The sequence below is a fragment of the Nitrobacter hamburgensis X14 genome, assembly GCF_000013885.1.
Lineage (GTDB): Bacteria > Pseudomonadota > Alphaproteobacteria > Rhizobiales > Xanthobacteraceae > Nitrobacter > Nitrobacter hamburgensis.
This window is the reverse complement of record NC_007964.1, coordinates 2,124,610-2,150,838: the sequence shown is the minus strand read 5'-3', so window position 1 is coordinate 2,150,838 and position 26,229 is coordinate 2,124,610. Positions and strand designations below refer to the sequence as shown.

The following is a 26,229-nucleotide window of genomic DNA, read 5'->3' as shown; positions in this document are numbered from 1 at the left end:
AAATACCCTAGCGGCTTGTGAACTCCGCCTCACCAAGCGCATTCTCTGTCTGCCATAGGCACCAAATCTAGCGACAGGCTAGGCCACCTGTCCGCATCGCGGGCGACCGGGCGGCTGAGGGAGGCCGCCAAGCTCGCCTGTGAAGCGTGGACCAAACGCATGCTCGCCTTCGACGGACCGGCACAGTCGTCGCCGATGCCCTCAACTCCAGTGCCTTGATTTGTGTCAAGCGATAGGTGTGCCGGCTCTCACCGAGTATCGACTTTTTCGGCTCCGCAATTTTGTGGCGTGCTACGTCCCGACGTGTTCGCTTGGAACATCGAGAGGCTTTCTGGGTTGATTTGCCTCAATCACTTCCGCGTTAGATACGATAATTCATTTATGTCTAACTTTTCTTGGAGAGGGACTCGTGGATTCAAGTAAGCTCTGACCATGAAATCTCGACCTGCTGACTTCTCGGTGGCGTTACGCGCGAGATGCTGAAAATGATGACGGTACCGACACTGTTGTCCCATCGAAAAGCGTCTTCCAAGACGGATCACTCGGAATTCTGTTGGAGGTTCCTATGAAAGCGCGTGACGTAATGGTGTCGCCGGTTATCGCGGCCGGAGAGGATGCAACCGTGCAAGACGTGGCGAAGACAATGATTGCCAGACGCATCAGCGCCGTACCCATCGTCGACAAAGCAGGAAAGCTCGTCGGAATCGTCACCGAAGCTGACCTAATACATCGCATCGAGGTGGGGACTGAACGCCCCTACTCCTGGTGGCTGCATATGCTATCCGGAGATCGGACGATGGCAGAGGGCTATGTCAAGTCTCATGCCAGAAAGATCACGGACATCATGACACGAGAGGTCAAGACAGCCGATCCCGAAACGCCTCTGATTGACATTGCCGAGCTGTTCGAAACGAACGGCATCAAGCGAGTGCCCATTGTCAACCAAGCGGGCGACCTGATCGGCATTGTCAGTCGCGCAAATATCATCCAGGCCGTGGCGAGTGCCCGGCCACACTTCGAGATCATGCTGTCGGACGCTGCGATCCGTCAGAAGTTGATGGAAGAACTCAAGAAACAACCGTGGGCGCACACCCACAAACTCAATGTCACCGTCACCCACGGGATTGTCGATTTGTGGGGTATGGCCGAGTCCGAGCAGGTCAGAAAGGCGATCTACACCGTGGCGGTAAACGTGCCTGGAGTGGACGCTGTCAACGACCACCTCATTCAGGAGCCGGTGTTTATTTACTGACCGCCTGACTTCGTCGAATGATGAATGGGACGGCCTAAACTGACCGCGACATGGATACGTCAAATCGAGGAATTCTCTCTTGCCGACGTGAGAAGGGACCAAAGTCCCAACTATCGCTCGTAGCTTTCATAACCTGGACAGCGGCGGCGTGTTGATCATGCCGGTCGCCATGATCACCGGCGAGTATCCGGCCAGGGCGCTGGAAATTGCGTACGAGGCAGGCATTTCGGCGGAGGCGGGCATTCTCACCGGACGCGAGATTGCGGAAATGGACGCCGCGGCACACTTCGCGAGCGCCTGAAGACCGTCCGCGTCTTTGCGCGGGTCATGCCGGAACGGAAGCTGGCGCTGGTGGAGGCGCTGAAGGTAAGCTGCATGATTGTCGCCATGACCGGCGACGGGATCAACGACGCCCCTGCCCTCAAGGCAGCGCAAGTCGGCTTGGCGATGGGCAAGCGGGGGGGACGGATGTGGCTCGGGAAGCGTCCGACATCGTCCGGCTGGCCGACCGCTTTCCGTCCATCATTGGTGGCATCAAAGCTCGGCCGCCCGATTTCTGCAAATCTGCGCAAGGCGTTTATCTACATCACGGCAACCCACATTCCCATCGCCGGGCTGGCATTACTGCCGGTGCTGTTTGCGCTGCCTCCGCTTTTCTTTCCTATGCACGTCGTTCTGCTCGAACTTGCCAGTGCTCGCTCGTGTTCGAAACCGAGCCCCCGACGGCGGAAATCATGCGACAGCCGCCGCGAAACGATATCACCCTGTTCGGGCGTCGGGAATTGTTGCTCAGTCTCGCCCAGGGAATAATGATTCTGACCACGGCCTTTTCGATCTACTACGGCCTGTTTCACTTCGGATACGAAGTCACCGAAGCGCGCACCGTGGCGGTCGCGCTGCTTTGATCGTATCGGAGGTCTTGCGGGATTCGCGACTTGCAGGTTGTTGACGATAGACGAACCGGACCATCAGCCTTCGAACAACGGCCAGTCCGGCCGATCGCTGGGCTCGCCGCGCTCGACCGACTCATTGCCCTCTATCGGAATCTCGCGTTCGACGTCGACCTGCTCCTTTTCGCTCAGACTCGGAGCTTCGTCTGTTCGTTCTCGCGGCTGAGGACGCCTCTTCCGCGGAGACGATACCGATCTAGAGACTTTCTGTCCAAATGAATTGTACGCGCTCAACTCGTCACCTTAATGAGACATCAGGCAGCAGATCTGACTCGTGGTGAGACGATCGCGGGTCATTTCGCCGAACATCCATTCGTTGAGCCGGCTATGGCCGTGATCAGGTCGAACCATCACTCATAAGATGCTTTTCAATTTCACCGACCGAATGCTTGGTCAGGTCCTTGTTTATCTCGGCGACAATGCAAGCCTTCACCTCAGGATGGAAGGCGGTCCGCAAGTCGCCCAACGTTTTTGGCGGTGCAACCACGATGAGAGTCGTCGCCTTGCTCGTTCGGATCATCTGCTCCATAGCCGCCGCGACCGTTCGCGCGAACTGATGCTCCTCGATATCATGCCAATCAGTCTGCTCGACAGCGCTCTTGCGATTGGGCGGTGAGGATTCGATGACCCGTCCCGGTCGATCGCTCCCTTGCTCGCGAGTCATCGGATTTGTGTCTTCAAAGACTTTCTCTGTTTTGAGATTGACGGATAAAGCATCGCCGACATTTCGCAGAAACAACGCCTTTCGACCGTCGCCGACAAATACCAACGCATCACGTGGAATTCTAAACATGCTGATCTGCTCCTCAGGACAACTTGGTTCTCTCCAACGTGCTCGCATACACCGCGGCGTCACACGCCAAACGGATATGTATCCGGAAGGCCCTTGATCATCGCCGTCTCCAGCGGAGCCACTGCGCGAGTGTTGTCGAACCAGATATACTCATCGAACTGCCGCGGCAGACTGGCTTGAAAATAGTGGCTTGCACGTTCGGTTTCTGGCCGGTAGATGACGCCGATCGCCCGTTCGAGACGTTCCTTGCCAAGACCGGCTGGCCCGCAAAGATCATCGCGGCCGCGCAGACCCAGCATGAAACGCGCCAGCCCGGTCGCGTGACACAACTGTTCGTAACTCTTCGGAAGCGCCAGCCGCACGGTTTTGATCTCCATCGGCCCATCCCATTTCGATGCCGCAGCAACCGTCCCGCTATGAGTTCCAAATCCGACCAGATAAGCCTGCGCGCCAAATGCTTTGCGGCAGAGTTGACCCAGATTGTGCTCGCCCCGCGCGGCCATTTCGGTCGCTTCGGCGTTGCCAACATGGGAGTTGTGCGCCCATACGATGGCCTTGCTGCCCGGACCGTGAAACGCGAGCAAATTTTTCAGTGTTGCGAACATGTGGCTGTCGCGCAAATTCCAGGACGCGCGCGAGCCGTAATACATGATGCGATAGTAGCGTTCCGCGTTGGTGATGAGGCGCGCGTTCTGTTCTGCGTCGAGAAACCGTTCACCGTCGTGCTCGGCATAGGCCTGACGTTTCGCAAGAAGGTCGGTAAGCGCACGTACTACGTGCGACTCGCACGTCGGATAGGAGCTGGTCAACGCCGCATGGCCGTACGTCGCCGGATCGCGCTGCCATGGCGTGAGGCAACCATAGCGTTCACGAGCGACCCGCGCAGAGTCCGGATCAACTTCATCGAGATAGTTCAAGACCGATCGGATCGAATCGTAGAGGCTGTAGAGATCGAGACCATGAAACGCGATACGCTCGTTGCGTTCGACTGTGCCGTTATGCTTGCGTAGCCAGCTTACGAAGTCGTGCACCTCGGTATTTCGCCACATCCAGGTCGGAAACCGGGCAAACGCAGTCCATTCAGACGGTGGATATTGAAAGTGCCGCACGTAGTGATCGACGCGCGCGGCATCCGGCCAATCGGCCTCGATGGCAACAAAGCGAAATTCCTTCTTGATGATAAGATCGCGGGTAATGCGCTCGCGCATCCGATAGAATTCCGAGGTGCCGTGGGTTGCTTCGCCCAACAGGACGATGCGCGCCGACCCGATCCGATCCATCAGCGGCTTGAGATCGGCTGCCTCGATCGATGAAAACGATTCTGCAGCGTCCGCCAGATTACGAACCAGGGTCTCCTCGTGCGAATAGATTGAATGCAGTTCGCCGCGCGCTTTCCTACGGCCGCTTCCTCTGGCCGTTGCCCATCCCCCCTCTCCGATCAACGGAACGAAGCGAACATCGGCAATGTCTTCACTACGGTACTCGTCCGCCGAAATCCGGGTGACCCGTACCAATTCCTGACTACGAGGGTCTGCGCCAACCGGAATCACCAGCCGGCCGCCAATTTTCAACTGTTGCTTGAGGGCTTCCGGAACCTGCGGCCCGCCCGCAGCCACGACGATCGCATCATAGGGCGCGTGCTCAGGCCATCCTTTTGTGCCGTCGCCATGCAGAACGTGAACATTGTCATAGCCGAGTTCAGCGAGTAAGCCCGCTGCCTTCTCGGCAAGCGGGCCGAGCTGTTCCACGGTGTAGACGTCGGCCGCTATCTCCGACAATATCGCGGCGGCGTAACCGGATCCGGCGCCGATTTCGAGTACCCTTTCGTTGCCCGTCAGCAACAAGGCTTCAACCATGAAGGCAACGATGTAGGGTTGAGAAATCGTTTGCTCTCCGGCAATCGGAAGCGGCGCGTCCTCATAGGCGAATTCACGAAGCCTCTCCGGCACAAACAATTCGCGCCGCACCCGACGCATGGCATCGAGCACCAGCTCGTCGCGGACGCCACGCGCAGCTATATGGTTTTCAACCATCTGCCTTCGAAGAGACGAAAACGAAATCCCTTCATTGGAAGGAACTTCTTTGGAGGCCGGATTTCTCATGAGACGGCTCCTCGTAACTCGCGCGACTATCAACAATGACCCGACCACCGCCAGTCAAACAAGATAAGCACACCGGCGGGCCGGCGTTGTATCCGTCAAGATCACTGACGTTGCCGATACGCAAGCGGAGATGCCGGAACAACGCCGCCTGCCAACATGACCGAGGCAGCACCGGTTTCGATTTGAAACCAGCTAAAGTATCTGCATCATAAAAATCGCCCAAATAGTTTGATCGGTATCAAGGGCCGGGCCACCATCGGCCAGCGGCTGCCCCGGAATTCACAACGGAATCCTGCGAGGTAGCCGCATTGCGCGGGCTTGCAGATGCGAGCGATCCAAGCTCGAGCGCCGCCAATCAATAGCCGTGGCGTTCAAGATCGGTTCGACTCCCAGAATCAAGCCGGCTGGTGGCTCCCTACCTGGCAATCGACGAGGGGCCGCGGCCCGATTGATTCCGGTCAATACCAGCATCGCGAAACGACGCCACTAAAGGCTACAGTTCACCTTTGAACAGACGATGAGCGCGGCCGTCCACTAAATCCGGCTGACCGCCGTATTCTGATATCAGAGGTCGCGTCAGACAACAGCGCCGTGAACTTGCATCGGTCGATTCTAAGCATCGAATGCAGCCGGATAAGAAAGCCGCGTTCGCCGTCGCACCACGATATCAGGTGATGCCCCATTGCGGCACAACTGACATCTTGCCAAGCCGAAAGGTCGGCCTTGATCGAAATCAAGGTGCGGCGCGGCGGAGCTGCTTTCATTGACACCAAGCAACCCTTTGGATCGGAACATCCCATGAAAGCGCTTGTCTACCATGGACCCGGCCACAAAGAGCTCGATGATCGTCCCAAGCCGGAAATACGGTCCGCAGGAGATGCTATCGTCAAGATGGTGAAAACGACCATCTGCGGCACGGACCTGCATATTCTGAAAGGTGACGTGCCGACTTGTACACCCGGTCGGATTCTCGGGCACGAAGGTGTCGGCATCATTGATTCAGTTGGCGCCGGTGTCACGACCTTCAAACTAGGCGACCGTGTCCTCATTTCCTGCATTTCCTCTTGCGGTAAATGCGAATACTGCCGTCGGGGTCTCTATTCCCACTGTACGACCGGCGGCTGGATCCTTGGCAACGAGATCGATGGGACACAAGCTGAATATGTCCGGACCCCACATGCAGATACTAGCCTTTACCGTATTCCGGCTGACGCCGACGAAGAGGCGCTCGTCATGTTGAGCGATATTTTACCGACCGGTTTCGAATGCGGCGTTCTGAATGGCAAGGTGGCACCGGGGTCAACCGTCGCGATCGTCGGCTCCGGGCCGATCGGTCTTGCGGCGTTGCTGACAGCGCAATTTTACTCCCCCGCCGAACTGATCATGATCGATCTCGATGACAAACGTCTCAAGATCGCCAAGATATTTGGCGCTACACATACGATCAATAGCGCGAGCGGGAAGGCTGCTGACAAGGTGAAAGCACTGACCGGTGGCAAAGGTGTCGATACGGCGATCGAGGCGGTCGGCGTTCCCGCAACCTTCGTGCTTTGCCAGGATATAGTCGCTCCCGGCGGCATCATCGCCAACATTGGCGTACACGGCAGCAAGGTCGATCTGCACCTGGAGAGACTATGGTCGCACAATATCTCAATTACGACCCGGCTGGTTGACACGGTCACAACACCCATGCTTCTCAAGACGGTGCAATCAAATAAAATCAATCCTGCCCAATTGATTACGCATCGATTCCCGCTCGATCAAATTCTTAAGGCGTATGATACATTCAGCCGCGCAGCTGATACGGGCGCACTGAAAGTAATCATCACTGCCTGAGGCTAGAGGACCCGTCCTGTTCCAATCAATCTTTGGTGGATGCACATACAGCATCTAGCCAGCTCTGGATAGGACGCCTCCGAGGGAGGCCGCTCCTAAGAAGCAGGCATTTTGTGGAATGAAACGTCTCGATACGGCGGCATAACGACCCGCTTCAGAAGCTCAGCCGTCACGAGATAAACCCCGCTCACGCCGGCGATCGCAGCTAATAGGACCGAAGGCAGTGCTACAAACCCGACAAAGCCGCCAAGCGGCGTTAACGCCAGAATGAGCGCACCTCCGAGCGCCCCAAGCGAAGTCACCACAAGCGCAGGATGGGGGCGGCTTGCCCATAAAGGCTTGGCGGTGCGAATTACAAAAATGATGAGAATCTGCGTCGCGATGGATTCGACGAACCAGGCGGTCCGAAACACAGCCTCATCCGCGCCAAAGCCAAGACGGAGTAGCGAAAATGTCGCTGCATCGAACAGCGAAGACAAGGGACCCATGACCAAGGTAAAGCGCAATACGGATTTCATGTCCCAGGCTTGCGGCCTGACAAGCTCGTTTTCGTCAGCCGGATCGAATGGAATCCCGATCTCAGAAATATCGTAGATGAGGTTGTTGAGAAGGATTTGCAGCGCCGTCAGAGGCAGGAACGGCAGCACCAGCGAGGCCAGCGCCATCGACAGCATGTTACCGAAATTCGAACTGGTACCCATCCGCACATACTTCATAATGTTGGCATAGGTCCGCCGACCTTCCGCAACACCGGCGGCCAGCACGCCGAGCTCCGGAGCAAGAAGAATAATGTCGGCTGCCGCACGCGCCACGTCCGTGCCGCCATCAACGGAGACGCCGACATCAGCGACATGGATAGCTGGCGCATCATTGATTCCGTCGCCCAAAAACCCGACGGTATACCCGCTCCGGCGCAACGCACGTACGATCCGCATCTTTTGATCCGGTGAAATGCGAACGAAGATATCCGTTTCAGTCACGCGCGCAGTAAGCGCCGCATCGGTCATTGAGGGCATCTCGTCCCCCGAGAGTAATCCGCGTGCTAGAAGCGCGGGCGTGTTGACGAGATGTAAAACGACAGGCGCCGCGTCTCCGGATACAATTTTTACACAAACCCCGGCTTCACAAGAACCGACGATCGCCGCCGTTCAAAATCGAACGGCAGGTCGTCGAGACAGGTCACCCCGTCGGCAAGCGGCGGAATTTCAAACAGGATTGCATCGTCGAGACTACTACGCATGCCGCTCGCGAAACGGCTGTTCAGGCGAGCAAACCGTCATAACCATCGGCAGAAGTTCGGGAGTGAGGCCCACCGCCAGCGCCACCGCAAACAGAACACTCTCTAGCGAAAGCGCGTGTTTAATCAGCTGAGTCAGTAATACGAATAGCACGAGAAAGCCGGTCAAGCGCAGAATGAGCATGCCAAGTGCATGCACACCGCGTTCGAACGCTGTCGGTGCGACCTTGTCCTGAAGCGAAGCTGCAATGGCGCCGAAGCGGGTCGCACCACCTGTGGCAACGACCAGCATTACGGCTTCTCCGCCAACAAGGCTCGTGCCGCTGAACAGCGCGTTGAAGGCGTCCACCGGCGACTTGGCATCGCACGGACCGCAGCGCTTCTCCGCCGGGTACGGCTCGCCGGTAAGGATCGCTTCATTGGCCAGCGCCCCCCGGCTCCGCAGCACAATGCCGTCGGCCGGCACCAAATCACCTGCGCGAAGCTCGACCACATCTCCGGGGACGATTTCCGGTACCGCAAGCTCAACAGGCCGCCCGTCACGCAGGACTGACGCCGTAATAGCAACGGAGCGTCTCAGCGCCTCAACAGTGTTCTCCGCCTTTTGCTCCTGAAAAACGTCGAGTGCGATGGAGAACAGGACAATCAAGACAATAACGATAAGACTCTGCCAGTCACCCACCACGCCGGATATCAATGCGGCGATGAGAAGAATGGCAATCAGTGGCTCCGCGATACGCCTGCCAAACTTGATGACGAGACTTCGCCGGATGTTCAGCACGGAGAGATTAGGACCATAGCGAACCAGTCGCCGTTCCGCTTCCGCGTCGGTCAGTCCCTGCTTCTGGGTCGCGAGACCACGCAGAAGGGCGTCGTTGCTTTCGTTCCAGAACGTTTCGTTGAGTGCGAGAAGCCTGTTATAATGATCGCTAGAGACCTCAGAATACCTCCCATGCGCAATCGTCATCGTGCTGTCTCCACGGGCCGGATCGGACCAGCGATTCCCAAACGTAACGTGATTGCAGGTCTGCTTCGCCCGTCAGGACATCACCGCCAGCCTCACATCCGGCGCACCCGGACACAGTTCCGCAATTGAACGCGTGTAAAACTACCTGCTCTGCCTAGTGCGACATGAAAACAGGAACCGTCATCGCCGACAGCATTCCGAGCGTTGCTCCGCCAAGTACGAATTCGCGCAGACGAGAATGTCCATAGCCGCCCATCACAAGCAAGCTCGCCGAGCAGTCAGCAACGTGCGATAGAATGGTATTCGCTACATCGATGTCAGCGGCAGGCGTCCTTCTCACTTCTATCTTGATATCATGCCGGGCGAGATGCCTACCGATTTCAATACCGCTGATGACGCTCTCACTAGAGGTCTTCTCGTTCTCGACGATAAACAACTCGACGGCCTTGGCTTTCCTCAACAAAGGTAGCGCATCATTGATGGCACGCACTGCAGCGCGACTTCCATCCCAACAGCACACGACACGGTCGAGCTTCAACCCATCCTGCTGGATGTAAGGGACGACAATGAGCGGCCGCCCGGAATCAAACAGCGTCGCTTCGATCAGAGTGCTGTTATTGATGCCATTATAATCGTCCGATTGCATGATGATGCTGAGATCGAAACACCGTGCCATCTCCGAAAACGCCCTAGGTGGTCCGAAGTCGGTCTGCAAGACCAGCCGCGGTTCAGCCGCAAGACTGTCGCGCTTCATGGCCCCCTCAAAGCGGTCAATTGCACCGCGCGCCGCTGTTTCACTCTCGGCAAACAGGTCGGCGAGAACACCGGCAGGGAAACTCGGAGCAATATAGTTGGGAATGCCTGCCGCAAAGGCAAAGGAAACTCCCGTCAGATGAGCGGAAAACATCTCGGCCGTCGAAGCAGCAAAATCCCGAACAATGTCCCGGGACGGATCGCGCTCTAGATGGAGAATGATGTCTTTAATCATATAATTCTCCTAGTCGGTGTGATCTAGATTCATACGACAATGACATCAGGTCGAATTGATGTACCTCAAGGCAAGGCCGCAAACGTCCTGGCGTCGATGCCTTGACCTAAGTCAACAAGGCCGGGCCGCGATCTGTTAAAAATATTGTTCGCCGATGCAACTTTTTCTGCAGGAAGAGCAATGCGCGTTGCTAACTCATCGTTGCTTCTAGCGCTGTCCATGATCCTCGCCTTAGGATCAGCGCAACGCATGGAAGCCGCCAACACCGAGCAAGGTCGGCGCTTGGCGCTTCTTTATTGCGCAGGATGTCACGCAATCGACAAGGTGAGTCCCAGCCCACTTCGAATTGCGCCGCCATTTCGCAACTTACACAAGCGTTATCCCGTCGAGACGCTTGAAGAAGCCCTTGCTGAAGGACTCATGACTGGACATCCCAGCATGCCACAATTCCAATTCGAACCCGATCAAATCAACAATTTTATCATGTTCCTGAAATCTCTGGAGTGATTGGCGCTGCCGTTGCGTAACGAGCGCGGCGGGTTGCGCATCGATAGCTCAGTCTCATTGGGCCACGACGTGAGGTCGTACTGACCGAGAGAATCTGACCTAAAATTTTGCGAAGGGAAGCCTGCCGCAGCGATCTTACGGTTTCGCGGCCGGCTCGAATATCTGGTTGCTGAATGGAGAAGACGTCGGCACCTGGATCACGATGAAGCCGCGACCGATCGCCTGATGACAACCGTTGCATGCCGCTGTCAATTCTGAGAAAGCGGCAGAGAACTTCCTGGGATCTTTCTTCTGAATGGCTTCGCCAAGCAGCCGAACCGGTTCCGCCATAATTGTCATGTCCGTAACCGGAATCCCGGGATAGAGCGTCACCGCATCCTGCAAACTGTCTTTAATCTGATCGAGTTCATAGGAAGCAAGTTCCCAGTTCCGCAACTTGCCCGCAAACGACAGCTTGAAGTGGCGAAGCTGTGTCGCTCCCATGATATCGCCAAGATGTGGAATGTAGTTCGCGCTTGGCAATCCGCCCGGCGATTGCGCCGCGGCGAACGATGTCAAGATCGCTCCAGCGCACGAGACAACAATCAGCATATGAGATTTCATCTCGCACTCCTCCTGCCAAATGACTTGCCGCCCGGCCAAGCCGCCTATTCGACCACGAGATTTGTGAAGAACGGCTCGATGATTTCGTCGCGAGGTGCGCTTTCTTCTTCAGACGCGTTGAGAGTGACGAACTCATTCCTGCATTCGAGGCACCTCCAAAGCTGCTGAATCTGGTGCGGATCAAGACGCTCCTCCCACTCAAGATGAATCAAGCGTGAACCACATCGCCTGCAAGTCTCGTTATCGTCTTTTGTGGTCGATGCCATCGTTGCACTCCCTTATTTTCCTGGTGTCCCTTTCAGGTTACACAGGTTACGGAGCTGGTTCGCCACGGTGCTGATCTAGGTCAAAGAAACGCGGCGCCGAACCCACGCGTCAAACCATACAATCCGCGCGCCGCCATTGATCCCGGCCATTGAACGCGCGCTTTATATTGCCTTAACGGTCCAGGCGATCATGTCCTTGGCTATCCGCCCAAATGCATCGTTGAACGCCGCGCTGGCCGCCGCTGGCTCGATTTTGTCCAGCTTCTGGGTGTCCTGGAATAATCGCGCCGCAACCACCTTGCCATCCTTGTTCAGGATTCGCGCCGACAATCCGATATCGACGGCCGGTTCGGGATCGGTCGCGATCTGAAAGCGCCGGATGTCGATCAGGAGTTGATAATCCCCCTGCACTCCATCCATTGAGCGTAGCGGCGCATGGGCGATGTCGTAATTTTCGAAGCTCTCAAGCAGTTTTGCCTGCAGCAACTTTGGAATGCTATCAGCCCATATCGCCTCGGCGAAACCCGGATACTCCTTGGCCGGCGAAAACAGAAAACGCTGCGTGTCGAGCTTGATTACCGCAGTCGGCTCCGGAATGACGAGTTTGCTCTTGAGGGTCCGCTCGGGCGGGCTGGAAAAGCCATGCGCCGCACGGAGATCGTAAGTGACTTTCTGTCCCGATGAAACGCCTCCTCCTGTCATGCGCTCAAGGCCGGCCACAATGCCATCGAGTTTGTCGGTGTTCCGAGCCAGTCCGTCGGAAAAGACCTGCAAATTTGCGATGGTGCTTTTTATCGGCCCCGCATTTTCCGCCAGCACCGCATCAACATGCCGCAACGCATCGCGTGCAGCCTGAGTCATACTTTGGCCCGCACCAGCTTCGGCGATTAATGTCGAGACCGGACCGGAGGCTGCGAGTAGCTGACCGCCTTCCAGCGCAACGACCGGAACGCCGGTCAGGCCCTGAAATTCGAGGCCGACTTTGGTGTCGGATCGCACCGGCGTCGTCGATGTTACGGCAATCGCCGCGTCGACGCGGTGCGGATTGTCCGGCGCGAGGCTAAGCTCAGTCACCTCGCCAACGCGAATGCCATTGAAGAGGACGGCCGCACCAACCAGCAGGCCGGGCACAGATCCCTCGAATTGCACGTGGTAGGTCGCTCGCGGCCCCAGGCCGCCGGTATTATGGAGCCAATAGACGAAGCCGAAAACCGCGGCGATGGCCGCCAGCACGAACGCGCCGATGATGACAAAGGGGGCACGGGTTTCCATCGCTCAACTCGCTTTCGGTTGCAGCATCAACGAGCGCTTGCCATGGAAGTAGGCCCGCACCCACGGGTGTTCGGATTGGAGCAGCTCCCGCATCGGCCCGATGGCGACAATTTTGCCGTCCGCCAGCGCCGCGACGCGGTCGCAGATGGTATTCAGACTGGCAAGATCGTGGGTCACCATGAACACCGTCAGGCCCAGGGTTTTCTGCAATGTCTTGATCAGGGCATCGAAATCGCCCGCCGCGATAGGATCGAGGCCGGAGGTCGGCTCGTCGAGAAAAACGATCGCCGGGTCGAGCGCCAGCGCCCGTGCCAGCGCCACGCGCTTGGTCATGCCACCCGACAGTTCGGAGGGAAACTTGTCGCCATCCTCCGGGGTCAGGCCGACCATTTCCAGCTTGGCTGTAGCAATCTCGTCCAGCAGCGCATCTGACAGCACAAGATTCTCGCGCAACGGAAACTGGATATTCTGCCGCGCGGTGAGCGAGGAGAACAGCGCTCCCTGCTGGAACAAGATGCCCCATTTGCCGGCGACCGTCTGCGTTCCGCGATCATGGGTCGAGCCGATCTTGGCGCCCATCACCTCGATCTCACCGCCCCTTCGCGGGATCAGGCCGATGATGGTTCGCATCAGCACCGACTTACCGCCGCCCGACGCGCCGACCAAGCCAAGGATCTCGCCACAGCGTACATCGAGCGCGAGATGATTGATGACGACGCGGCGCCCGAAACCCACGACGAGGTCGTTGACCTGAATTGCGAACTCCCCAACCGATGTATCCATCGCTACATTCCAATCGACGCGAAGAACACCGCGAACAATCCATCCAGCACGATCACCAAGAAGATCGACTTCACCACCGATGTTGTCGTTTGCTTACCGAGCGATTCGGCGCTGCCCTTGACACGCAAACCCTCGCTACAAGCCACGATGCCAATCACCAGGGCCATAAAGGGTGCCTTGATCATGCCGACCTCGAAATGCGTCACGGAAACTGCGTCGTGCAGCCGCGCAATGAATATGGACGGGCCCATACCGCCATAGAACCATGCGACCAGACCGCCGCCGTAAAGCGCGGCCATTGATCCTATGAACGTCAGGATCGGCAGCGCAGAAACCAAGGCCAGAACGCGCGGCAGGATCAAAACGACGACGGGATCGAGACCCATGGTGGATAGTGCGTCGATCTCCTCGCGCATCTTCATGGAGCCGAGTTCGGCGGTGTAAGCGCTGCCGGATCGGCCGGCGACCATGATCGCAACGATCAACACGCCGAGCTCGCGCAGCACGAGAATTCCGACCATGTCGACGACGTAGGAATCGGCGCCGAACTTGCGAAAATGAAAAAAGCCCTGCTGAGCGATGATCGCGCCGATCAGAAACGTGATGAGCAGGATGATGGGGATCGCCTGCCAGCCGACCCGATACAATTGATAAACCAACGACGTGAGCCGCAGCGAACGCGGCTTGCGAATGATGCCGAGCAACGCGACGCAAAGTGAACCGAGCATTTGCAAGAACACGGCCACGTCTTCGCGGGAGCCCCAGGCCGAGCGGCCAATCTCCTCCACTTTGGCAATCACAGGATTGCGCGCCTTGGGTGGCGGAGGATTGTGCCGGTTTACATGCCGGACCTCCTCGATCAGGCCGGCGTAGTTTTCAGAAACTCCGACGACTTCAACCGGATGATCGGCAGATGCCACTCGCCGCGACAATTTTTCGAGCAACCAGGCTCCTAGCGTATCGAGTTCGCTCAGGCCGCTCATATCCATTTTCAGGGACTTCGCCCGCTCGACCTGCGGCGCGACGGCGTCCGCGAGGGTTTCCAGGGCGATGACATTCGCCGCGATCCAGGAACCGTCCGGGCGCAACTCGAGCGCATCGCCTCTTGAGGTGGCCGTCAATTGGGGTGCCGTCGCCAATGGAAATCTCCAGCTCGCCGCCCCCTCCATAAACTGCACCCGGGAATGAGCGTTGACTTGCCTCAAACCGCCGCTAAGGCAGCCGGTCGAATAGACATTTGAGGCAAGTCAACGGCACGCAGCGCCACCCGTATAGATTTCCGTCCGGTTCGGAAAAGGCAGAGCCTGGAACTGGCTCATCGGCCGAACGTCCATCAGACGCGAGGATTGTGATCATGCATCTCAAACCGATCCTGAATACCTCCCTGCCGCTGCAATTCCGGCAGATTCGCCTCGATCTGGCGCGCGAACCCGGCCACCCCGAAGGAGACAGCGATGTCGGCTACATCGTTATCGCCCCGCTCGCCCCTGATGGCCGCATCGATCACGAGTCATGGAAAGAGCATCGTGAGGCATGTCGCGTGACACGTTTACGGCCGGACGTGAACGACGATGTCGGTCATCTCGTTCATCGTCCCGGCGGCGCCTGGGCATTCCATTACGATGACGCGACCAACCTGTCCGACGAAGCCGGATATCACTTCGCGGACGAGCGTTTCGTGCCTGGTGAATACGTTTCAATCAACGAAGGAGGTACTATGCACACCTATCGCGTCAGGTCGGTTTCCCGTCTGTGACACGATGATTACAGACATGCCTCGGCTAAAGCACAAGCCTGACATGGAAAATGTCATGCTCGACGGGATCGTTCACAATCTCGAAGCCAAGATCCCGGCACATTGCCAACATCACCGTGTTCTCCGCTAGAACATCGCCAGCAATGTACTTTAACCCCTCGGATCTGGCATACTCGATGATCAATTGCATCAGCATCCAACCCAGTCCTCTGCCTTTCAAGTCCGAGCGAAGCAGTATCGCATACTCACCGGTCTCATAAATCGAATCTGAGTGGATTCGAACGACGCCAACCATTTCGTTGGTAACCTCATCGAAAGCGACGAAAGCCATTGCGCGCGCGTAATCGAGTTGGGTCAACCGCGCAATGAATTCATGGTTTAACGGCTTTATGGCAGCAAAGAACCGGAATCTCAGATCCTCCTTTGTGATGTGGCGCAGAAAGTCAGAAATCAACGGTTCGTCGTCAGGCCGGATCGGCCGGACCATGATCCGCCAATTATCCTTCAACACAAGATGTCGCAGCCATTGCGACGGATACGGCCGAACAGCAAAGTTGGCATTGCCCGGGCCGATAAATTTTCGCATCGGAGGCCCCACCGCGATACGGGCATCCACCGTAAGAACCCCGGTCTCATCGGCGAGCAGCGGATTGAGGTCCAGTTCGCTGATCTCGGGAATATCTGCCGCGAGTTGTGCCAGTTTCACCAATGTCAAAGGTATTTCGTCCTGTTTGACGGGAGGCACATCGCGATAGGCACGCAACAGCCGGGAAACGCGGGTGCGCTCGACAAGATCGCGGGCGAGCTTGAGATCGAGCGGCGGCAGGGCCAGCGCCTTGTCGTTGATCACCTCCACGGCCGTGCCTCCGTGGCCGAAAACGATGACGGAGCCGAAAGTCGGATCGCTGGCGATTCCCAGGATGAGTTCACGAGCCTTCGGCCGCAGGATCATCGGCTGCACCATGAAACCATCAATCCTTGCATCCGGGCGCTTCGCTTTGGCACTCGCCAGAATGCGGAGGACCGCGGCGCGAACCGAATCGACGCTGGTCAGATTGAGCACCACGCCGCCGACATCGGATTTGTGCGAGATGTCGCGCGAAAGCACCTTCAGAACAACGGTCGCGCCCTGCGCAAACAAGGATTCCGCATGAGCAGCGGCCTCTTCGGCATTGGCAGCCGCCCGCGTCGGCACGCTGGCAATCCCGTAAGCATCCAGGACGCCCATGACCTCAATCGGATCGAGCCATCCTCTACCCTCCGCCACCGCCGACTCGACAACTCGCCGCGCCGCTTCGGTATCAGGTACGAATTCATGTGCCAGGCTCGGCGGCACCGCGGCAAGCGATTCGACCACCTCGCGGTGATGAACGAGATGCATAAATCCGCGCACGGCGTCGTCTTCCGTCGGAAAATCGGGAATGCCTGCATCGGTAAACGTTCTCGAGATCTTTTCGTCGGCGCCGACCCATACCGCCAGCACCGGTTTGGCGGAAACAGTGTGCTTGCGCCGATCGGCGTCAACGGCGCGGGTGACCGCCGTAGCGATGGCGCCTGAATCGGCAATCGCCGTTTGCACGTTCATGACAAGGACAGCATCGCTATCACCATCCTCCAACAAAATCTCGAGCGCCGCGACATAACGCGCCGGATCGGCGTCACCAATGATATCGACCGGATTGGAGCCCGACCATGTCACCGGCAAAACGGCGTCGAGCTGTTGTTTGACGACGGGATTGAGTGCCGCCGGAATCCCTCCCAACTCGATAAGCCGATCCACCGCGAGGACGCCGATGCCGCCCCCGTTGGTGAGCATGGCCAACCGCTTTCCAAACGCAAATTTGACTCGGCTCAGTGTCTCCGCACAATCGAACAGCTCCCGGAGATCGAACACCCGCAGTATGCCCGCGCGACGGAACGCCGCGTCATAGACGGCATCCGAACCGGCCAGCGCACCCGTATGCGTTGCCGCCGCCTTGGCTCCTTGCGCCATCCGTCCCGATTTGACGACGACGACCGGCTTGACTCGCGCCGCCGCCCGTGCCGCGGACATGAATTTCCGGGCGTCCTTGACCGCCTCAATGTACATCAGGATCGCCTTGGTATCGGTATCGAGTGCAAAAAACTCCAACAGATCAGCGATATCGACATCAAGCTGGTCACCGACCGATACGATTCCAGAAAATCCGACGTTACGGCGCGCTGCCCAATCCACCATCCCGGTTGCTATTGCACCGGATTGGGAAATCAATGCCAGATTACCCGCGCGTGGCATATGAGCCGCGAAGCTCGCGTTCAGATTTATCGTTGGCATTAATATGCCGAGGCAATTAGGACCGATCAGCCTCATATGATAGGCACGCGCCGCGCGCTCGGCGGCTTCCGCCAATGAGCCCGCTCCGTGGCCAAGGCCGGCGCTGACAATGATGACTCCAGCGGAGCCGAGTTGTCCGGCTTCGGCAACGATCTCAGGAACCGTTGCCGCCGGCGTGGTGACAATGACTAGCTCCGGGACAAACGGAAGCTTAGCTAAACGCTTGACCGTCGCTATGCCGTCAATCTCCCGATAATGCGAATTGACGACACCGAACGGACCTCCAAACCGGGACGCGCGGATGTTTTTTATAATCGCTCGCCCAACCGAGCCGCTGTGCGTGCTCGCACCGACCAACGCGACTGAGTTCGGAGAAAGCAGACTATTCAATCGATAGGTTGACATGGAACTTTCACACCGAAAGACGTCTGCGCTGCAATCTCGATGGCTTTTGCGGCACATCAGGCGCATATATTCGAGAGATGATAACACCGAAAGTGCGAAGTTCGAGTGGATTTGTTCGGGGATTCGCACACCGACAGCCTTGCGCAACTGCCGCTGCAAAGATGCCTGGCTCAGCAGCGTGACGAGAAATTTTCAGATCGAGTTTACACGGCACGCTGCTCGCCACGCGTGCAGTCTCGCAAAGCCCGCATAACATCCTCGCGCGCGATGATGCCGACCAGATGCTGGCCCGTATCCATAACGGGAATGCTGCGAAGCCGGTGTTCGACCATCAACTGCAACACACGCACCAACTTCGTCGTTGCGTTCACATAGATAAAGTCGTGGATCATCACATCGGAAACGGTTCGTTTCATAAGTTCGTCATAGCGCGGAACCATTGAGCTCACCGTAAGGGCAAAACATTTGAGGAAGTCGAACTTTGTCACCAGGCCAACGACCTCCGATTGGTCGACGACCGGATAGGCATTGAAATCATCGCTGGCGAACAGACCGTTGAGTTCGTCCATCGTGACCTCGCGCGATACCGTCTTGACTTTGCGCGTCATGTAACGGTCGACGGTCTGTTCGAGAAATTGATACAAGATATCACCCAATTTTGCTGTAGCGACCTCAGCGACCTCGGGCGCGCGCAGTGCATGCTACGCGCGCCCGGCCCTCTTAAATCAGGCTGCCGTTTTGACTTCGATTGTTTTTGCCTGCGCGGGTGCCGGCTTCGGTACCGTGACCTTCAGGACACCCTTCGACATCACTGCCTTGATGCTGTCGAGGTTCACGCCCGGCGGCAGTTCGACAGTTCGCACGAAGGAACCGTAGGCCCGCTCGACAAGATGATAGTCCTTTTCTTTTTCCTCTCGCTGGTTCTTCTTTTCGCCGCGAATCGTCAAATGATTGTCCACGACATTCAACTGCACGTCTTTCTCCTCCATGCCGGGCAGTTCCGCGGTCAATTCAATCTCCTTGTCCGTCTCGGCAAGATCCATGCTGGGCATCAGCGTCCGTGACGACAGACCGGCAAAGCTCCTGCTGAAACCATCGAACAACCGGTCCATCTCTTGCTGCAATCTCGCCAACGGATTTGCTTCGGTACGTGCCAGGGAACTATCCCGTCCTACCGGGATGAGCGACTTCATCATGATTGATCCTCCAAATAATGACCTCTGGGCGGCGTCATCTCACCACGCGCCAGCGGGAATATTTTGATCGAGGTCAAACAGGGGTGGCTGTTGCACTGCAATGAATACCCGCGTTACGTTCCAAGCTGATCGGACGTACTGCGCTGCTGGCCTTGTTAGGAGGCATTCCATGCGCGCGATGGTGCTCTCGGCTCCAGCCACACCGCTCCAGGTGCAGGAGCGCGACGATCCAGTCCCCGGCGACGGAGAAATCCGCGTCAAAATCAACGCGTGTGGGGTTTGCCGCACCGATCTCCATGTCGTCGATTCGGAACTTCCCGGCATCCGCTATCCGATCATCCCTGGTCATGAAATCGTCGGCCGCATCGACCTGATGGGTATCGGCGTAACCGGTCATCAGATTGGTGACCGCATTGGGATCCCCTGGCTTGGGTACACCTGCGGCGTTTGCCGTTATTGCCGCCTCGGCATGGAGAATTTGTGCGACCGCCCGCTTTTCACCGGCTACACCCGCGATGGCGGCTTCGCAACCCACACCATCGCCGATGCGCGCTATGCTTTCGCGATCGGCCGAACCGGCGATGACGTGTCGGTCGCGCCGCTATTATGTGCCGGCCTGATAGGTTGGCGGTCGCTGGTCATGGCGGGCAACGCCGAACGGCTCGGTATCTACGGATTTGGCGCGGCAGGCCATATCGTCGCTCAAATCGCTATCTGGCAGGGGCGCTCCGTATTTGCCTTCACCCGCGCCGGGGATGTCGCGGCGCAGGACTTCGCGAGGCAACTTGGCGCCGTCTGGGCCGGTGCATCCGATCAGCGTCCGCCGGCCGAACTGGATGCCGCCATCATCTATGCCCCGGCCGGTGAATTGGTCCCGCTCGCCCTGCGCGCAGTTCGCAAGGGTGGCCGGGTTGTATGCGCTGGAATCCACATGAGCGATATTCCGTCATTTCCATACAACCTCCTTTGGGAGGAGCGGCAACTGCTGTCCGTTGCCAATCTGACGAGGCGGGACGGCATCGAATTCTTCAAGATCGTTCCTCAGGCCGGAATTCACATCCGCACGACGACCTTTCCCCTCGACAGGGCCAACGACGCCCTTGCCATGCTGAGGGCAGGACAACTGCTGGGGGCGGCCGTACTCCAACCCTAACCAAAGCCGGACATGACAAGCCCGACCACCCAGGACACGGTCACTCAGCAGGAGGTTTTTGACTTCCTGGCCGCCCCCGCGACACATGACGATGCCGACGTGCGCCGCATCGACACCCACGCCGCGGTGGTCTTTCTCGCAGGCGACAGGGCACTGAAGGTCAAACGCGCGATCCGGTTTCCATTTCTCGACTATTCAACACTGGCGAAACGAAAGGCGTCCTGCGACGAAGAGATCAAGATCAACCGTCCATCCGCGCCGCAAATCTACCGCCGCGTTGTCGCAATCACACAAGGCGATGACGGTTCATTCTGCATCGGCGGCGACGGGCTGCCGGTCGAATATGCCGTCGAAATGAAGCGCTTCGATGAACGCCAGACGCTGGATCACCTCGCTCAGGCCGGCGCATTGGAGCCTGCTCTGGTCGTGGATCTTGCCGACACCATCGCGGCATCGCATCGGGTCGCACCCGCCGCCGCGGCTGACCGATGGATTACTTCCATTCCATCCATCATCGCCGACAATACATCCGCGTTCCGGGCTTCAGGCTGCTTACCTGTAGACGCCATCGATGAGCTTGACGCAGCAAGCCAGACTGAGTTCTCGAGGATTCGAGCGCGATTGACGGAGCGCGGCCGATTCGGGTTCGTTCGACGTTGCCACGGCGATCTGCATCTCGCCAACATCGTGCTGATCGAGCATAAGCCGGTTCTGTTCGACGCGATCGAGTTCGATCCTGCGATCGCCTCAGTCGATATTCTTTACGATCTGTCGTTCACCTTGATGGATCTTTTGCACTACGGACGCCGTCTCGAGGCCAATATCCTTCTCAACAGATACCTGATCACACCATTTGAAGACAATCTCGACGGAATCGCGACACTCCCGCTGTTCATGTCGATGCGCGCCGCCATTCGCGCCAACGTCCTGCTGGCACGCCTCGGCGGATCCAATACCGATAAAGAGAGCATACGACTTGCGGCCCGCTCATATTGTGCTTTGGCACGCCAACTGATTTCCCCTGCCTCGCCAACGCTTGTCGCTATTGGTGGCCTGTCCGGAACTGGAAAGACCGTGCTGGCTCGCGCGCTCGCCGACGCCATTGACCCTCCGCCGGGAGCCTTGATTTTGCGTTCAGATGTCACGCGCAAACAGTATTTCCAGACCCATGAGACGCAACGGTTGCCTACAACTGCCTACCAGCCAGAGGCTACCTCGATCATTTATCAAACCCTGACCGAACGAGCCGGACGAATTCTCTCGCAAGGGCACTCCGTCATTCTCGACGCGGTCTTTGCCAAGCCGGCCGAGCGGCATTCGGTTGCCGCTATCGCTCGCAAGCTCAACCTGCCATTTCTCGGTTTCTTTCTCGTGAGCGACATAACAACACGAATGAAACGGGTCGGACATCGCGTAAGCGATGCTTCCGATGCCACCATCGATCTCGTCAGACACCAGGAGAACTACGACATCGGCCCGCTTGACTGGCACATGATCGATGCTTCCGGAACATCTCAGCAAACTCTGCAACGTTGCAGGGAAACGTTTGGCGCGACTGAAACCGTCTTGCCAAATCCACTGGACCCACCATGACTGGACCACGAAAGTCTCCCTTGGACGGCTCACGCTCCAAACAGCGACAGGGACGGCATCGCCGCTACAAACTGCCGCGACTGACCGCAACGATGACATGCCAGGAAGCATTTCGCGCGATTGCGCGCGGATGTCTCGACGATCTGGCAGCGAATCAACAGGCAACGTGCGAGGGAGACCGGGAAGCGCTGCATCAGATGCGCATTGCGCTGACCCGTTTGCGAGCTGCCCGATCTTTTTTCTCCTCTTCCATTCCATCTCCAGAATGGTCTCCCTTGAAGGGTGAATTGAAATGGTTGAACAAACGCCTGAGCCGGGCGCGCGATCTAGACGTCGCGCTTAAGCGGCTTCCCTCATCCGATGACACGAGGCTGCAAGCACAATCGCTCGGTCGCGCTTGGCGGAAAGCATGGAGCACCAGCCATCGAGAGCTCAGCTGTGCGCTTCACTCAAGGCGATACCGGATACTGCTGCGCGACATGTCAATCTGGATTGAGAATGGAAATAGGTCGCAGGACAGCCTGCAATCATCAACCTCGCTCACGACGTATTCTGACCGCCAGCTTGATCGGTGGCACAAGAAGCTGATAAAAAAGAGCCGCGCCCTTGAGGATATGAATGCAAGTCAGCGTCATCGACTCAGGATAAGAAGCAAGCGACTCCGTTATGCACTCGAAATCCTCGGACAGCTTCTCCCAAGTCAATCTCACGCAAGCGTGAGAGAGTATCTTAAGTCTCTACGCAAGACTCAGAAATATCTGGGGCAGCTAAACGACGCTGAGCAAGGCCGCGTTATCGCAACCACTTTGGCAAAACCGACGCGGGACGACGGAGCGGGATGGCGCTCGCTGTTTCCGACGGACCGAAAAGCCAGAGAACGGATGATCAAGGCCGCTGCAGTCACTTTCCGGAAAATGGCGGAATTAAAGCCATTCTAGCTGGGTTCCTCGCTTCCAAAATTTGACAATTCGCGAACCTGGAACGGGCTTGTAGCGAGTCACTCACTCGGTTCCTCCACTGGCTCATCTCAATTCTGTCGAGTCAACGCGATAGCAATACGCAACGCGTCGATTCAGTTGCAAGGTGCTGCGTCACGCCACCGAGTACCCACTCGCGCCACCGCGAATGACCATAGGCTCCCGCAACAATCACGCCTGCTCCGACACTGGACGCAATACTGTCCAGCGAAGCCGCAGCATCCCGTGTCGAACTCTCTTCCGGAACAAGCGCATTCGCTGCAATGTCATGATGCGACAGCCACGTAACCACATCATTAGTACGCTTCAATGCCGCCTCGTGGCTGCCGCCGTCCTCGACAATCTCGGTGATCGTGACGTCCTTGGCTTTACGAAGCAACGGACGCGAATCGACGATTGCCCGCCGCGCCTCGGGGGTGTCCTTCCAGGCGACCAGCACGCTTCGCAAATCGAGCCAGTCAGCCTTTTCCGGAACAATAAGCAGCGGCCTGCCCGCCTGCACCACCAGATCGCTCGGGTTGACCCTGGCAAATGGGTCTGTAAATGCGCTGTCTCGACTTTGTCCGATCACGATAATATCGGCGGCGCGCGCTTCGCGCGCGACAAACCGAATAGGCACCTCCATGTTGGCACGCCATTCGACGTGTTTCGTGCCCCGATTCATGACCTTTCGGAACTCGGACTCAAGCTCAGACAATCGCGTCTTGACGGCGTTCCGACCTTGCTCAATCAGCTTATCGGCTTGCTCACCCGAAGTGAAATAAAGCGGCGGACTGAACTCCGCAGCCGCGATTCCAACAACTCTCGCGTCAAATCGTTCGACCATTTCGCTGGCAATGGCGAGACAGCTCTCGTTCGGCTGATCGGACGCAAGGCTAACCATGATCGTCGCGTAGGTCATTCTTTTCTCCCGATGCGGCTCAATCGACAAATTACAATAGTTTCTTCCACCGATATGCATGGAGCCGAGATGATGAAACGCGAATGATCCAGATCAAGTACCTACAAATGATGCGGCCGCTGTTGCAAACGATGAGAGACACTAGCAGCCAGGCGGTAGTCTCCCATATTCCGAGCAGCCATCGCGCTTGACCTAGGTCAAGCCATCTCGATGCATTGGCGATAGCATTTTGAGACGCTTTATCCAAACTTTTGGAGCTTTTCGATGCGCGCTCATCAGATCATGACTAGACAGGTCACCACGGTCAATCCTGACACGACTATCGTCGATGCCGCGAACACCATGCTCAAACAACATATCAGTGGCCTCCCGGTGATCAACGCAGCAGGAAAGCTGGTCGGCATCATTTCGGAAGGAGATTTTATTCGCCGTGCCGAAATTGGAACACAGCGCAGGAGAGCTCGATGGCTGAAATTCCTGCTCGGTGCCGGCAGGGACGCGTCGGACTTCGTTCACGAGCAAGGTCGCAAGGTCGGTGAAATCATGACACCGAACCCTTGTACCGTATCAGAAGATACGTTGCTGGAAGACATTGTGACAACGATGGAAAAGAACAGCATCAAGCGGTTGCCGGTGATGCGGGGCGACCAGATTGTCGGAATCGTCACACGCGCCAATCTACTGCAGGCCGTCGCAGGGCTTGCCCGCGAGGTTCCAGATCCGACCGCGGATGATGACCATATTCGCGACCGCATCATTACATCCATCGAGAAGAGCGACTGGTGTCCATACGGCCTGGGCGTCATTGTGCACGGCGGAATCGTGCACCTCAGCGGGGTCATTACCGACGAACGGGCCCGACAGGCTGCCGTGGTCACGGCAGAAAATGCCGCCGGCGTGAAAAACGTTCACGATCACCTTTGCTGGGTCGATACCATGTCTGGGCTCTACTTGATTTCTCCGGAGGATGACCAACTGGCAGCGGCGCGTTGATTACTCCGGAAGAACACGACAGATGCAGGCACACTATCGCTGTCGGCCCTGAGACGGATTGAATATTGGCTCACGACCGCGTCCGGGCCAAGCTTCCACGCATTCAAGAGGGCGAGCTGGATGGAATCGGCTCTTGCATCGATGTCAATGAATATGGTCGCAACTCGACCGGTGCTGCCGCTAGGCGCCGATACAAAGCACGCCGCTGCGCAATCGGCCACCAATCATAAAGAAAGATTTCCAATGGGCGCCAGTTTGCGACCCATCCCAGGATCAGGAAACTTTCTCTAGCTACATTTTTTAACTGTGCGCCAGTTAGGTATCCGTCGGCGAAATGCGCGGAAGCAAGGCATAATATAAGAATCGCGATCCCAATCCCAAGCGATCTGCGTCCAATGCGAAAGAGTTCATTCAATTCATGCTGAATAACGACTGCACGGCCAGTGAAATAGCGGCTGAATGCCTCGCCGATGTCTTTGAACACGCTCGTTTTGAATTCGGTATCCGAGAGATAAATAATAATTCTGATCGGCTCGTTGCCGGGTAACTCCCGAGCCCAGCTCACGATATAATTTTCGACGTCCTGGTCGAGATCCTTTTCTCGAAATGGAAAGGGATCGAGTGTGTGAAAGAGCTGCGCAATCTTGTCGACGCGCACCTCAGTATAACTTTCCCGATTTTCTGATGTCATGGCAACACCATATCGAACAGTGTCGAAGTTCCTACTCTCGTCCTCGTTCGAATCTGCTGAAGAGCACTTGGCGTAGGCCGCGTCATGACCATAGTTGTTACCCTGCATTTGATCTGCCGCAAGGAGCGCCAACGAAATGTCTTCATGCTGACTAGAGCATTGTCATTTCACCATTCCGAAGGAACCCGTAATGCAGTCTGCTTCAGTAAAACCTTGCCACTCGGGTTCGATGAGGCCATGCGGAAAACGATCGGCGCTCTTAGAGGCGAAGGCTTCGGCATCATTACTGAGATCGATGTCAAAAAAACGCTCAAGGAAAAGCTCGGCGTCGAATTTCGCAACTACCGCATCCTTGGGGCGTGCAATCCCAAGCTGGCTTATGAGGCGCTACAACTTGAGGGCAAGATCGGCACCATGTTGCCATGCAACGTCGTTGTTAACGAAATTGCTCAAGGTCGCACTGAAGTTGCGGCCATCGATCCCGTCGCTTCCATGCAGGCAATCGATAATCCGCAACTTAAGCAGTCGGCGGAACGCGTCCGGACCTTGCTGCAGAACGTGATCGAAAGCCTCAAAGGCTAGTTTCTTCGATTACGAGCGGCGACACTGAGACGTCGCGAACGGCCCAGATCGATCCGTACTGATCTGGCTGATTGTCGATGTCCAATGGCGATTCATTGCGGCCTTTTTGATT

At 57.1% G+C, this 26,229-nt stretch carries 27 protein-coding genes and 1 pseudogene; 12 read left to right on the top strand and 16 right to left on the bottom strand.

The features are described from left to right. Positions 1 to 565 precede the first annotated feature (565 nt). The 4 genes and pseudogenes from NHAM_RS09860 (at position 566) to NHAM_RS26615 (ending at position 2,157) form a co-directional block, all read left to right on the top strand. Complete coding sequence (locus tag NHAM_RS09860; protein WP_011510418.1) at positions 566 to 1,252, top strand: CBS domain-containing protein; 687 nt, start codon at positions 566 to 568, stop codon at positions 1,250 to 1,252. Between the two features lie 157 nt (positions 1,253 to 1,409). Further along, positions 1,410 to 1,553 (top strand): hypothetical protein, encoded by a 144-nt coding sequence (locus NHAM_RS26620; RefSeq protein ID WP_157043582.1) that lies wholly within the window; start codon positions 1,410 to 1,412, stop codon positions 1,551 to 1,553. A 26-nt stretch (positions 1,554 to 1,579) separates the two neighbouring features. Then, positions 1,580 to 1,651 (top strand): annotated as a pseudogene (locus NHAM_RS28855) (hypothetical protein); the annotation flags it as partial. 71 nt (positions 1,652 to 1,722) lie between these two features. Further along, positions 1,723 to 2,157, top strand: a complete 435-nt coding sequence (locus NHAM_RS26615; protein ID WP_245270043.1) for a cation transporting ATPase C-terminal domain-containing protein — start codon at positions 1,723 to 1,725, stop codon at positions 2,155 to 2,157. A gap of 382 nt (positions 2,158 to 2,539) precedes the next feature. On the opposite strand, the gene NHAM_RS09850 is transcribed toward NHAM_RS26615, so the two are convergent. Then, positions 2,540 to 2,995 carry a host attachment protein gene (locus tag NHAM_RS09850; protein WP_011510417.1) on the bottom strand — a complete coding sequence of 152 codons (456 nt, stop codon included), beginning with the start codon at positions 2,993 to 2,995 and terminating at the stop codon, positions 2,540 to 2,542. A gap of 59 nt (positions 2,996 to 3,054) precedes the next feature. Then, complete coding sequence (locus NHAM_RS09845; RefSeq protein ID WP_011510416.1) at positions 3,055 to 5,097, bottom strand: protein-L-isoaspartate(D-aspartate) O-methyltransferase; 2,043 nt, start codon at positions 5,095 to 5,097, stop codon at positions 3,055 to 3,057. Positions 5,098 to 5,895: 798 nt separating this feature from the next. Between NHAM_RS09845 and NHAM_RS09840 the strand changes: the two genes are divergently transcribed. Further along, complete coding sequence (locus NHAM_RS09840) at positions 5,896 to 6,933, top strand: zinc-dependent alcohol dehydrogenase family protein (protein ID WP_041358912.1); 1,038 nt, start codon at positions 5,896 to 5,898, stop codon at positions 6,931 to 6,933. A 95-nt stretch (positions 6,934 to 7,028) separates the two neighbouring features. Here the strand turns inward: NHAM_RS09840 and NHAM_RS28130 are convergent, their stop codons facing one another. The 4 genes from NHAM_RS28130 to NHAM_RS09825 all read right to left on the bottom strand — a co-directional run bounded on the left by NHAM_RS28130 (position 7,029) and on the right by NHAM_RS09825 (position 10,125). Beyond that, positions 7,029 to 7,940, bottom strand: coding sequence for an HAD-IC family P-type ATPase (locus NHAM_RS28130; RefSeq protein ID WP_049769321.1), 912 nt, complete (start codon positions 7,938 to 7,940; stop codon positions 7,029 to 7,031). A gap of 98 nt (positions 7,941 to 8,038) precedes the next feature. Next, entirely contained in the window at positions 8,039 to 8,173 is a 135-nt protein-coding gene (locus NHAM_RS28850; protein WP_283805374.1) for a hypothetical protein, read from the bottom strand. Continuing rightward, a complete protein-coding gene (locus NHAM_RS28125) occupies positions 8,166 to 9,137 on the bottom strand; it encodes an HAD-IC family P-type ATPase (protein WP_041357919.1) in 972 nt (323 codons plus the stop codon). The genes NHAM_RS28850 and NHAM_RS28125 overlap by 8 nt, the downstream gene beginning before the upstream one ends. Positions 9,138 to 9,291: 154 nt before the next feature. Next, positions 9,292 to 10,125 carry a universal stress protein gene (locus NHAM_RS09825; RefSeq protein ID WP_011510414.1) on the bottom strand — a complete coding sequence of 278 codons (834 nt, stop codon included), beginning with the start codon at positions 10,123 to 10,125 and terminating at the stop codon, positions 9,292 to 9,294. 180 nt (positions 10,126 to 10,305) lie between these two features. Between NHAM_RS09825 and NHAM_RS09820 the strand changes: the two genes are divergently transcribed. After that, positions 10,306 to 10,632: a c-type cytochrome gene (locus NHAM_RS09820; protein ID WP_011510413.1), complete on the top strand. Its 327-nt coding sequence runs from the start codon at positions 10,306 to 10,308 to the stop codon at positions 10,630 to 10,632. A 135-nt stretch (positions 10,633 to 10,767) separates the two neighbouring features. Here the strand turns inward: NHAM_RS09820 and NHAM_RS09815 are convergent, their stop codons facing one another. The 5 genes from NHAM_RS09815 to NHAM_RS09800 all read right to left on the bottom strand — a co-directional run bounded on the left by NHAM_RS09815 (position 10,768) and on the right by NHAM_RS09800 (position 14,695). Continuing rightward, positions 10,768 to 11,235, bottom strand: a complete 468-nt coding sequence (locus NHAM_RS09815) for a hypothetical protein (RefSeq protein ID WP_011510412.1) — start codon at positions 11,233 to 11,235, stop codon at positions 10,768 to 10,770. 44 nt (positions 11,236 to 11,279) lie between these two features. Then, positions 11,280 to 11,501 (bottom strand): hypothetical protein, encoded by a 222-nt coding sequence (locus tag NHAM_RS26605; RefSeq protein WP_157043580.1) that lies wholly within the window; start codon positions 11,499 to 11,501, stop codon positions 11,280 to 11,282. 162 nt (positions 11,502 to 11,663) lie between these two features. After that, positions 11,664 to 12,773 carry an ABC-type transport auxiliary lipoprotein family protein gene (locus tag NHAM_RS09810; RefSeq protein WP_011510411.1) on the bottom strand — a complete coding sequence of 370 codons (1,110 nt, stop codon included), beginning with the start codon at positions 12,771 to 12,773 and terminating at the stop codon, positions 11,664 to 11,666. Between the two features lie 3 nt (positions 12,774 to 12,776). Further along, positions 12,777 to 13,556: an ABC transporter ATP-binding protein gene (locus tag NHAM_RS09805; RefSeq protein WP_011510410.1), complete on the bottom strand. Its 780-nt coding sequence runs from the start codon at positions 13,554 to 13,556 to the stop codon at positions 12,777 to 12,779. Positions 13,557 to 13,558: 2 nt separating this feature from the next. After that, positions 13,559 to 14,695 (bottom strand): MlaE family ABC transporter permease, encoded by a 1,137-nt coding sequence (locus tag NHAM_RS09800; RefSeq protein WP_041357918.1) that lies wholly within the window; start codon positions 14,693 to 14,695, stop codon positions 13,559 to 13,561. Between the two features lie 215 nt (positions 14,696 to 14,910). Between NHAM_RS09800 and NHAM_RS09795 the strand changes: the two genes are divergently transcribed. Continuing rightward, positions 14,911 to 15,312, top strand: a complete 402-nt coding sequence (locus NHAM_RS09795; RefSeq protein ID WP_011510408.1) for a hypothetical protein — start codon at positions 14,911 to 14,913, stop codon at positions 15,310 to 15,312. A 25-nt stretch (positions 15,313 to 15,337) separates the two neighbouring features. Here the strand turns inward: NHAM_RS09795 and NHAM_RS09790 are convergent, their stop codons facing one another. From NHAM_RS09790 to NHAM_RS09780, 3 genes are all read right to left on the bottom strand, one after another. Continuing rightward, the gene (locus NHAM_RS09790) at positions 15,338 to 18,031 is read right to left on the bottom strand and encodes a bifunctional acetate--CoA ligase family protein/GNAT family N-acetyltransferase (protein WP_011510407.1); all 2,694 of its coding nucleotides are present in this window, start codon (positions 18,029 to 18,031) and stop codon (positions 15,338 to 15,340) included. Between the two features lie 203 nt (positions 18,032 to 18,234). After that, complete coding sequence (locus tag NHAM_RS09785) at positions 18,235 to 18,675, bottom strand: CBS domain-containing protein (RefSeq protein WP_011510406.1); 441 nt, start codon at positions 18,673 to 18,675, stop codon at positions 18,235 to 18,237. 81 nt (positions 18,676 to 18,756) lie between these two features. Beyond that, the gene (locus tag NHAM_RS09780; RefSeq protein ID WP_011510405.1) at positions 18,757 to 19,227 is read right to left on the bottom strand and encodes an Hsp20/alpha crystallin family protein; all 471 of its coding nucleotides are present in this window, start codon (positions 19,225 to 19,227) and stop codon (positions 18,757 to 18,759) included. A gap of 169 nt (positions 19,228 to 19,396) precedes the next feature. Between NHAM_RS09780 and NHAM_RS09775 the strand changes: the two genes are divergently transcribed. The 3 genes from NHAM_RS09775 (at position 19,397) to NHAM_RS09765 (ending at position 22,911) form a co-directional block, all read left to right on the top strand. Then, positions 19,397 to 20,380 carry a zinc-dependent alcohol dehydrogenase family protein gene (locus NHAM_RS09775; protein ID WP_011510404.1) on the top strand — a complete coding sequence of 328 codons (984 nt, stop codon included), beginning with the start codon at positions 19,397 to 19,399 and terminating at the stop codon, positions 20,378 to 20,380. A 354-nt stretch (positions 20,381 to 20,734) separates the two neighbouring features. Further along, entirely contained in the window at positions 20,735 to 21,973 is a 1,239-nt protein-coding gene (locus NHAM_RS09770; RefSeq protein ID WP_245270042.1) for an AAA family ATPase, read from the top strand. Positions 21,974 to 21,993: 20 nt separating this feature from the next. Continuing rightward, positions 21,994 to 22,911, top strand: coding sequence for a CHAD domain-containing protein (locus NHAM_RS09765; RefSeq protein ID WP_245270041.1), 918 nt, complete (start codon positions 21,994 to 21,996; stop codon positions 22,909 to 22,911). A 103-nt stretch (positions 22,912 to 23,014) separates the two neighbouring features. Here the strand turns inward: NHAM_RS09765 and NHAM_RS09760 are convergent, their stop codons facing one another. Then, complete coding sequence (locus tag NHAM_RS09760; RefSeq protein ID WP_011510401.1) at positions 23,015 to 23,851, bottom strand: universal stress protein; 837 nt, start codon at positions 23,849 to 23,851, stop codon at positions 23,015 to 23,017. A 264-nt stretch (positions 23,852 to 24,115) separates the two neighbouring features. On the opposite strand from NHAM_RS09760, the gene NHAM_RS09755 reads away from it, so the two are divergent. After that, positions 24,116 to 24,844, top strand: a complete 729-nt coding sequence (locus NHAM_RS09755; protein WP_011510400.1) for a CBS domain-containing protein — start codon at positions 24,116 to 24,118, stop codon at positions 24,842 to 24,844. Positions 24,845 to 24,947: 103 nt separating this feature from the next. Here NHAM_RS09755 and NHAM_RS09750 read toward each other — a convergent pair whose 3' ends face one another. After that, a complete protein-coding gene (locus NHAM_RS09750; protein WP_245270040.1) occupies positions 24,948 to 25,667 on the bottom strand; it encodes a hypothetical protein in 720 nt (239 codons plus the stop codon). Positions 25,668 to 25,772: 105 nt separating this feature from the next. Between NHAM_RS09750 and NHAM_RS09745 the strand changes: the two genes are divergently transcribed. Continuing rightward, positions 25,773 to 26,117 (top strand): DUF302 domain-containing protein, encoded by a 345-nt coding sequence (locus tag NHAM_RS09745; RefSeq protein WP_011510398.1) that lies wholly within the window; start codon positions 25,773 to 25,775, stop codon positions 26,115 to 26,117. Positions 26,118 to 26,229 lie beyond the last annotated feature (112 nt).

Coding starts and splice junctions, on each gene's coding strand:
- NHAM_RS09780 (WP_011510405.1), bottom strand. CDS start 19,227: ATGATGAAGTCGCTCATCCCGGTAGGACGGGATAGTTCCCTGGCACGT.
- NHAM_RS09795 (WP_011510408.1), top strand. CDS start 14,911: ATGCATCTCAAACCGATCCTGAATACCTCCCTGCCGCTGCAATTCCGG.
- NHAM_RS09820 (WP_011510413.1), top strand. CDS start 10,306: ATGCGCGTTGCTAACTCATCGTTGCTTCTAGCGCTGTCCATGATCCTC.
- NHAM_RS09760 (WP_011510401.1), bottom strand. CDS start 23,851: ATGACCTACGCGACGATCATGGTTAGCCTTGCGTCCGATCAGCCGAAC.
- NHAM_RS09825 (WP_011510414.1), bottom strand. CDS start 10,125: ATGATTAAAGACATCATTCTCCATCTAGAGCGCGATCCGTCCCGGGAC.
- NHAM_RS09815 (WP_011510412.1), bottom strand. CDS start 11,235: ATGAAATCTCATATGCTGATTGTTGTCTCGTGCGCTGGAGCGATCTTG.
- NHAM_RS09845 (WP_011510416.1), bottom strand. CDS start 5,097: ATGAGAAATCCGGCCTCCAAAGAAGTTCCTTCCAATGAAGGGATTTCG.
- NHAM_RS09770 (WP_245270042.1), top strand. CDS start 20,735: ATGAAGCGCTTCGATGAACGCCAGACGCTGGATCACCTCGCTCAGGCC.
- NHAM_RS28125 (WP_041357919.1), bottom strand. CDS start 9,137: ATGACGATTGCGCATGGGAGGTATTCTGAGGTCTCTAGCGATCATTAT.
- NHAM_RS09860 (WP_011510418.1), top strand. CDS start 566: ATGAAAGCGCGTGACGTAATGGTGTCGCCGGTTATCGCGGCCGGAGAG.
- NHAM_RS09775 (WP_011510404.1), top strand. CDS start 19,397: ATGCGCGCGATGGTGCTCTCGGCTCCAGCCACACCGCTCCAGGTGCAG.
- NHAM_RS09745 (WP_011510398.1), top strand. CDS start 25,773: ATGCGGAAAACGATCGGCGCTCTTAGAGGCGAAGGCTTCGGCATCATT.
- NHAM_RS09850 (WP_011510417.1), bottom strand. CDS start 2,995: ATGTTTAGAATTCCACGTGATGCGTTGGTATTTGTCGGCGACGGTCGA.
- NHAM_RS26605 (WP_157043580.1), bottom strand. CDS start 11,501: ATGGCATCGACCACAAAAGACGATAACGAGACTTGCAGGCGATGTGGT.
- NHAM_RS09790 (WP_011510407.1), bottom strand. CDS start 18,031: ATGTCAACCTATCGATTGAATAGTCTGCTTTCTCCGAACTCAGTCGCG.
- NHAM_RS09755 (WP_011510400.1), top strand. CDS start 24,116: ATGCGCGCTCATCAGATCATGACTAGACAGGTCACCACGGTCAATCCT.
- NHAM_RS26620 (WP_157043582.1), top strand. CDS start 1,410: ATGCCGGTCGCCATGATCACCGGCGAGTATCCGGCCAGGGCGCTGGAA.
- NHAM_RS28130 (WP_049769321.1), bottom strand. CDS start 7,940: ATGACCGATGCGGCGCTTACTGCGCGCGTGACTGAAACGGATATCTTC.
- NHAM_RS09840 (WP_041358912.1), top strand. CDS start 5,896: ATGAAAGCGCTTGTCTACCATGGACCCGGCCACAAAGAGCTCGATGAT.
- NHAM_RS09810 (WP_011510411.1), bottom strand. CDS start 12,773: ATGGAAACCCGTGCCCCCTTTGTCATCATCGGCGCGTTCGTGCTGGCG.
- NHAM_RS28850 (WP_283805374.1), bottom strand. CDS start 8,173: ATGCGTAGTAGTCTCGACGATGCAATCCTGTTTGAAATTCCGCCGCTT.
- NHAM_RS09805 (WP_011510410.1), bottom strand. CDS start 13,556: ATGGATACATCGGTTGGGGAGTTCGCAATTCAGGTCAACGACCTCGTC.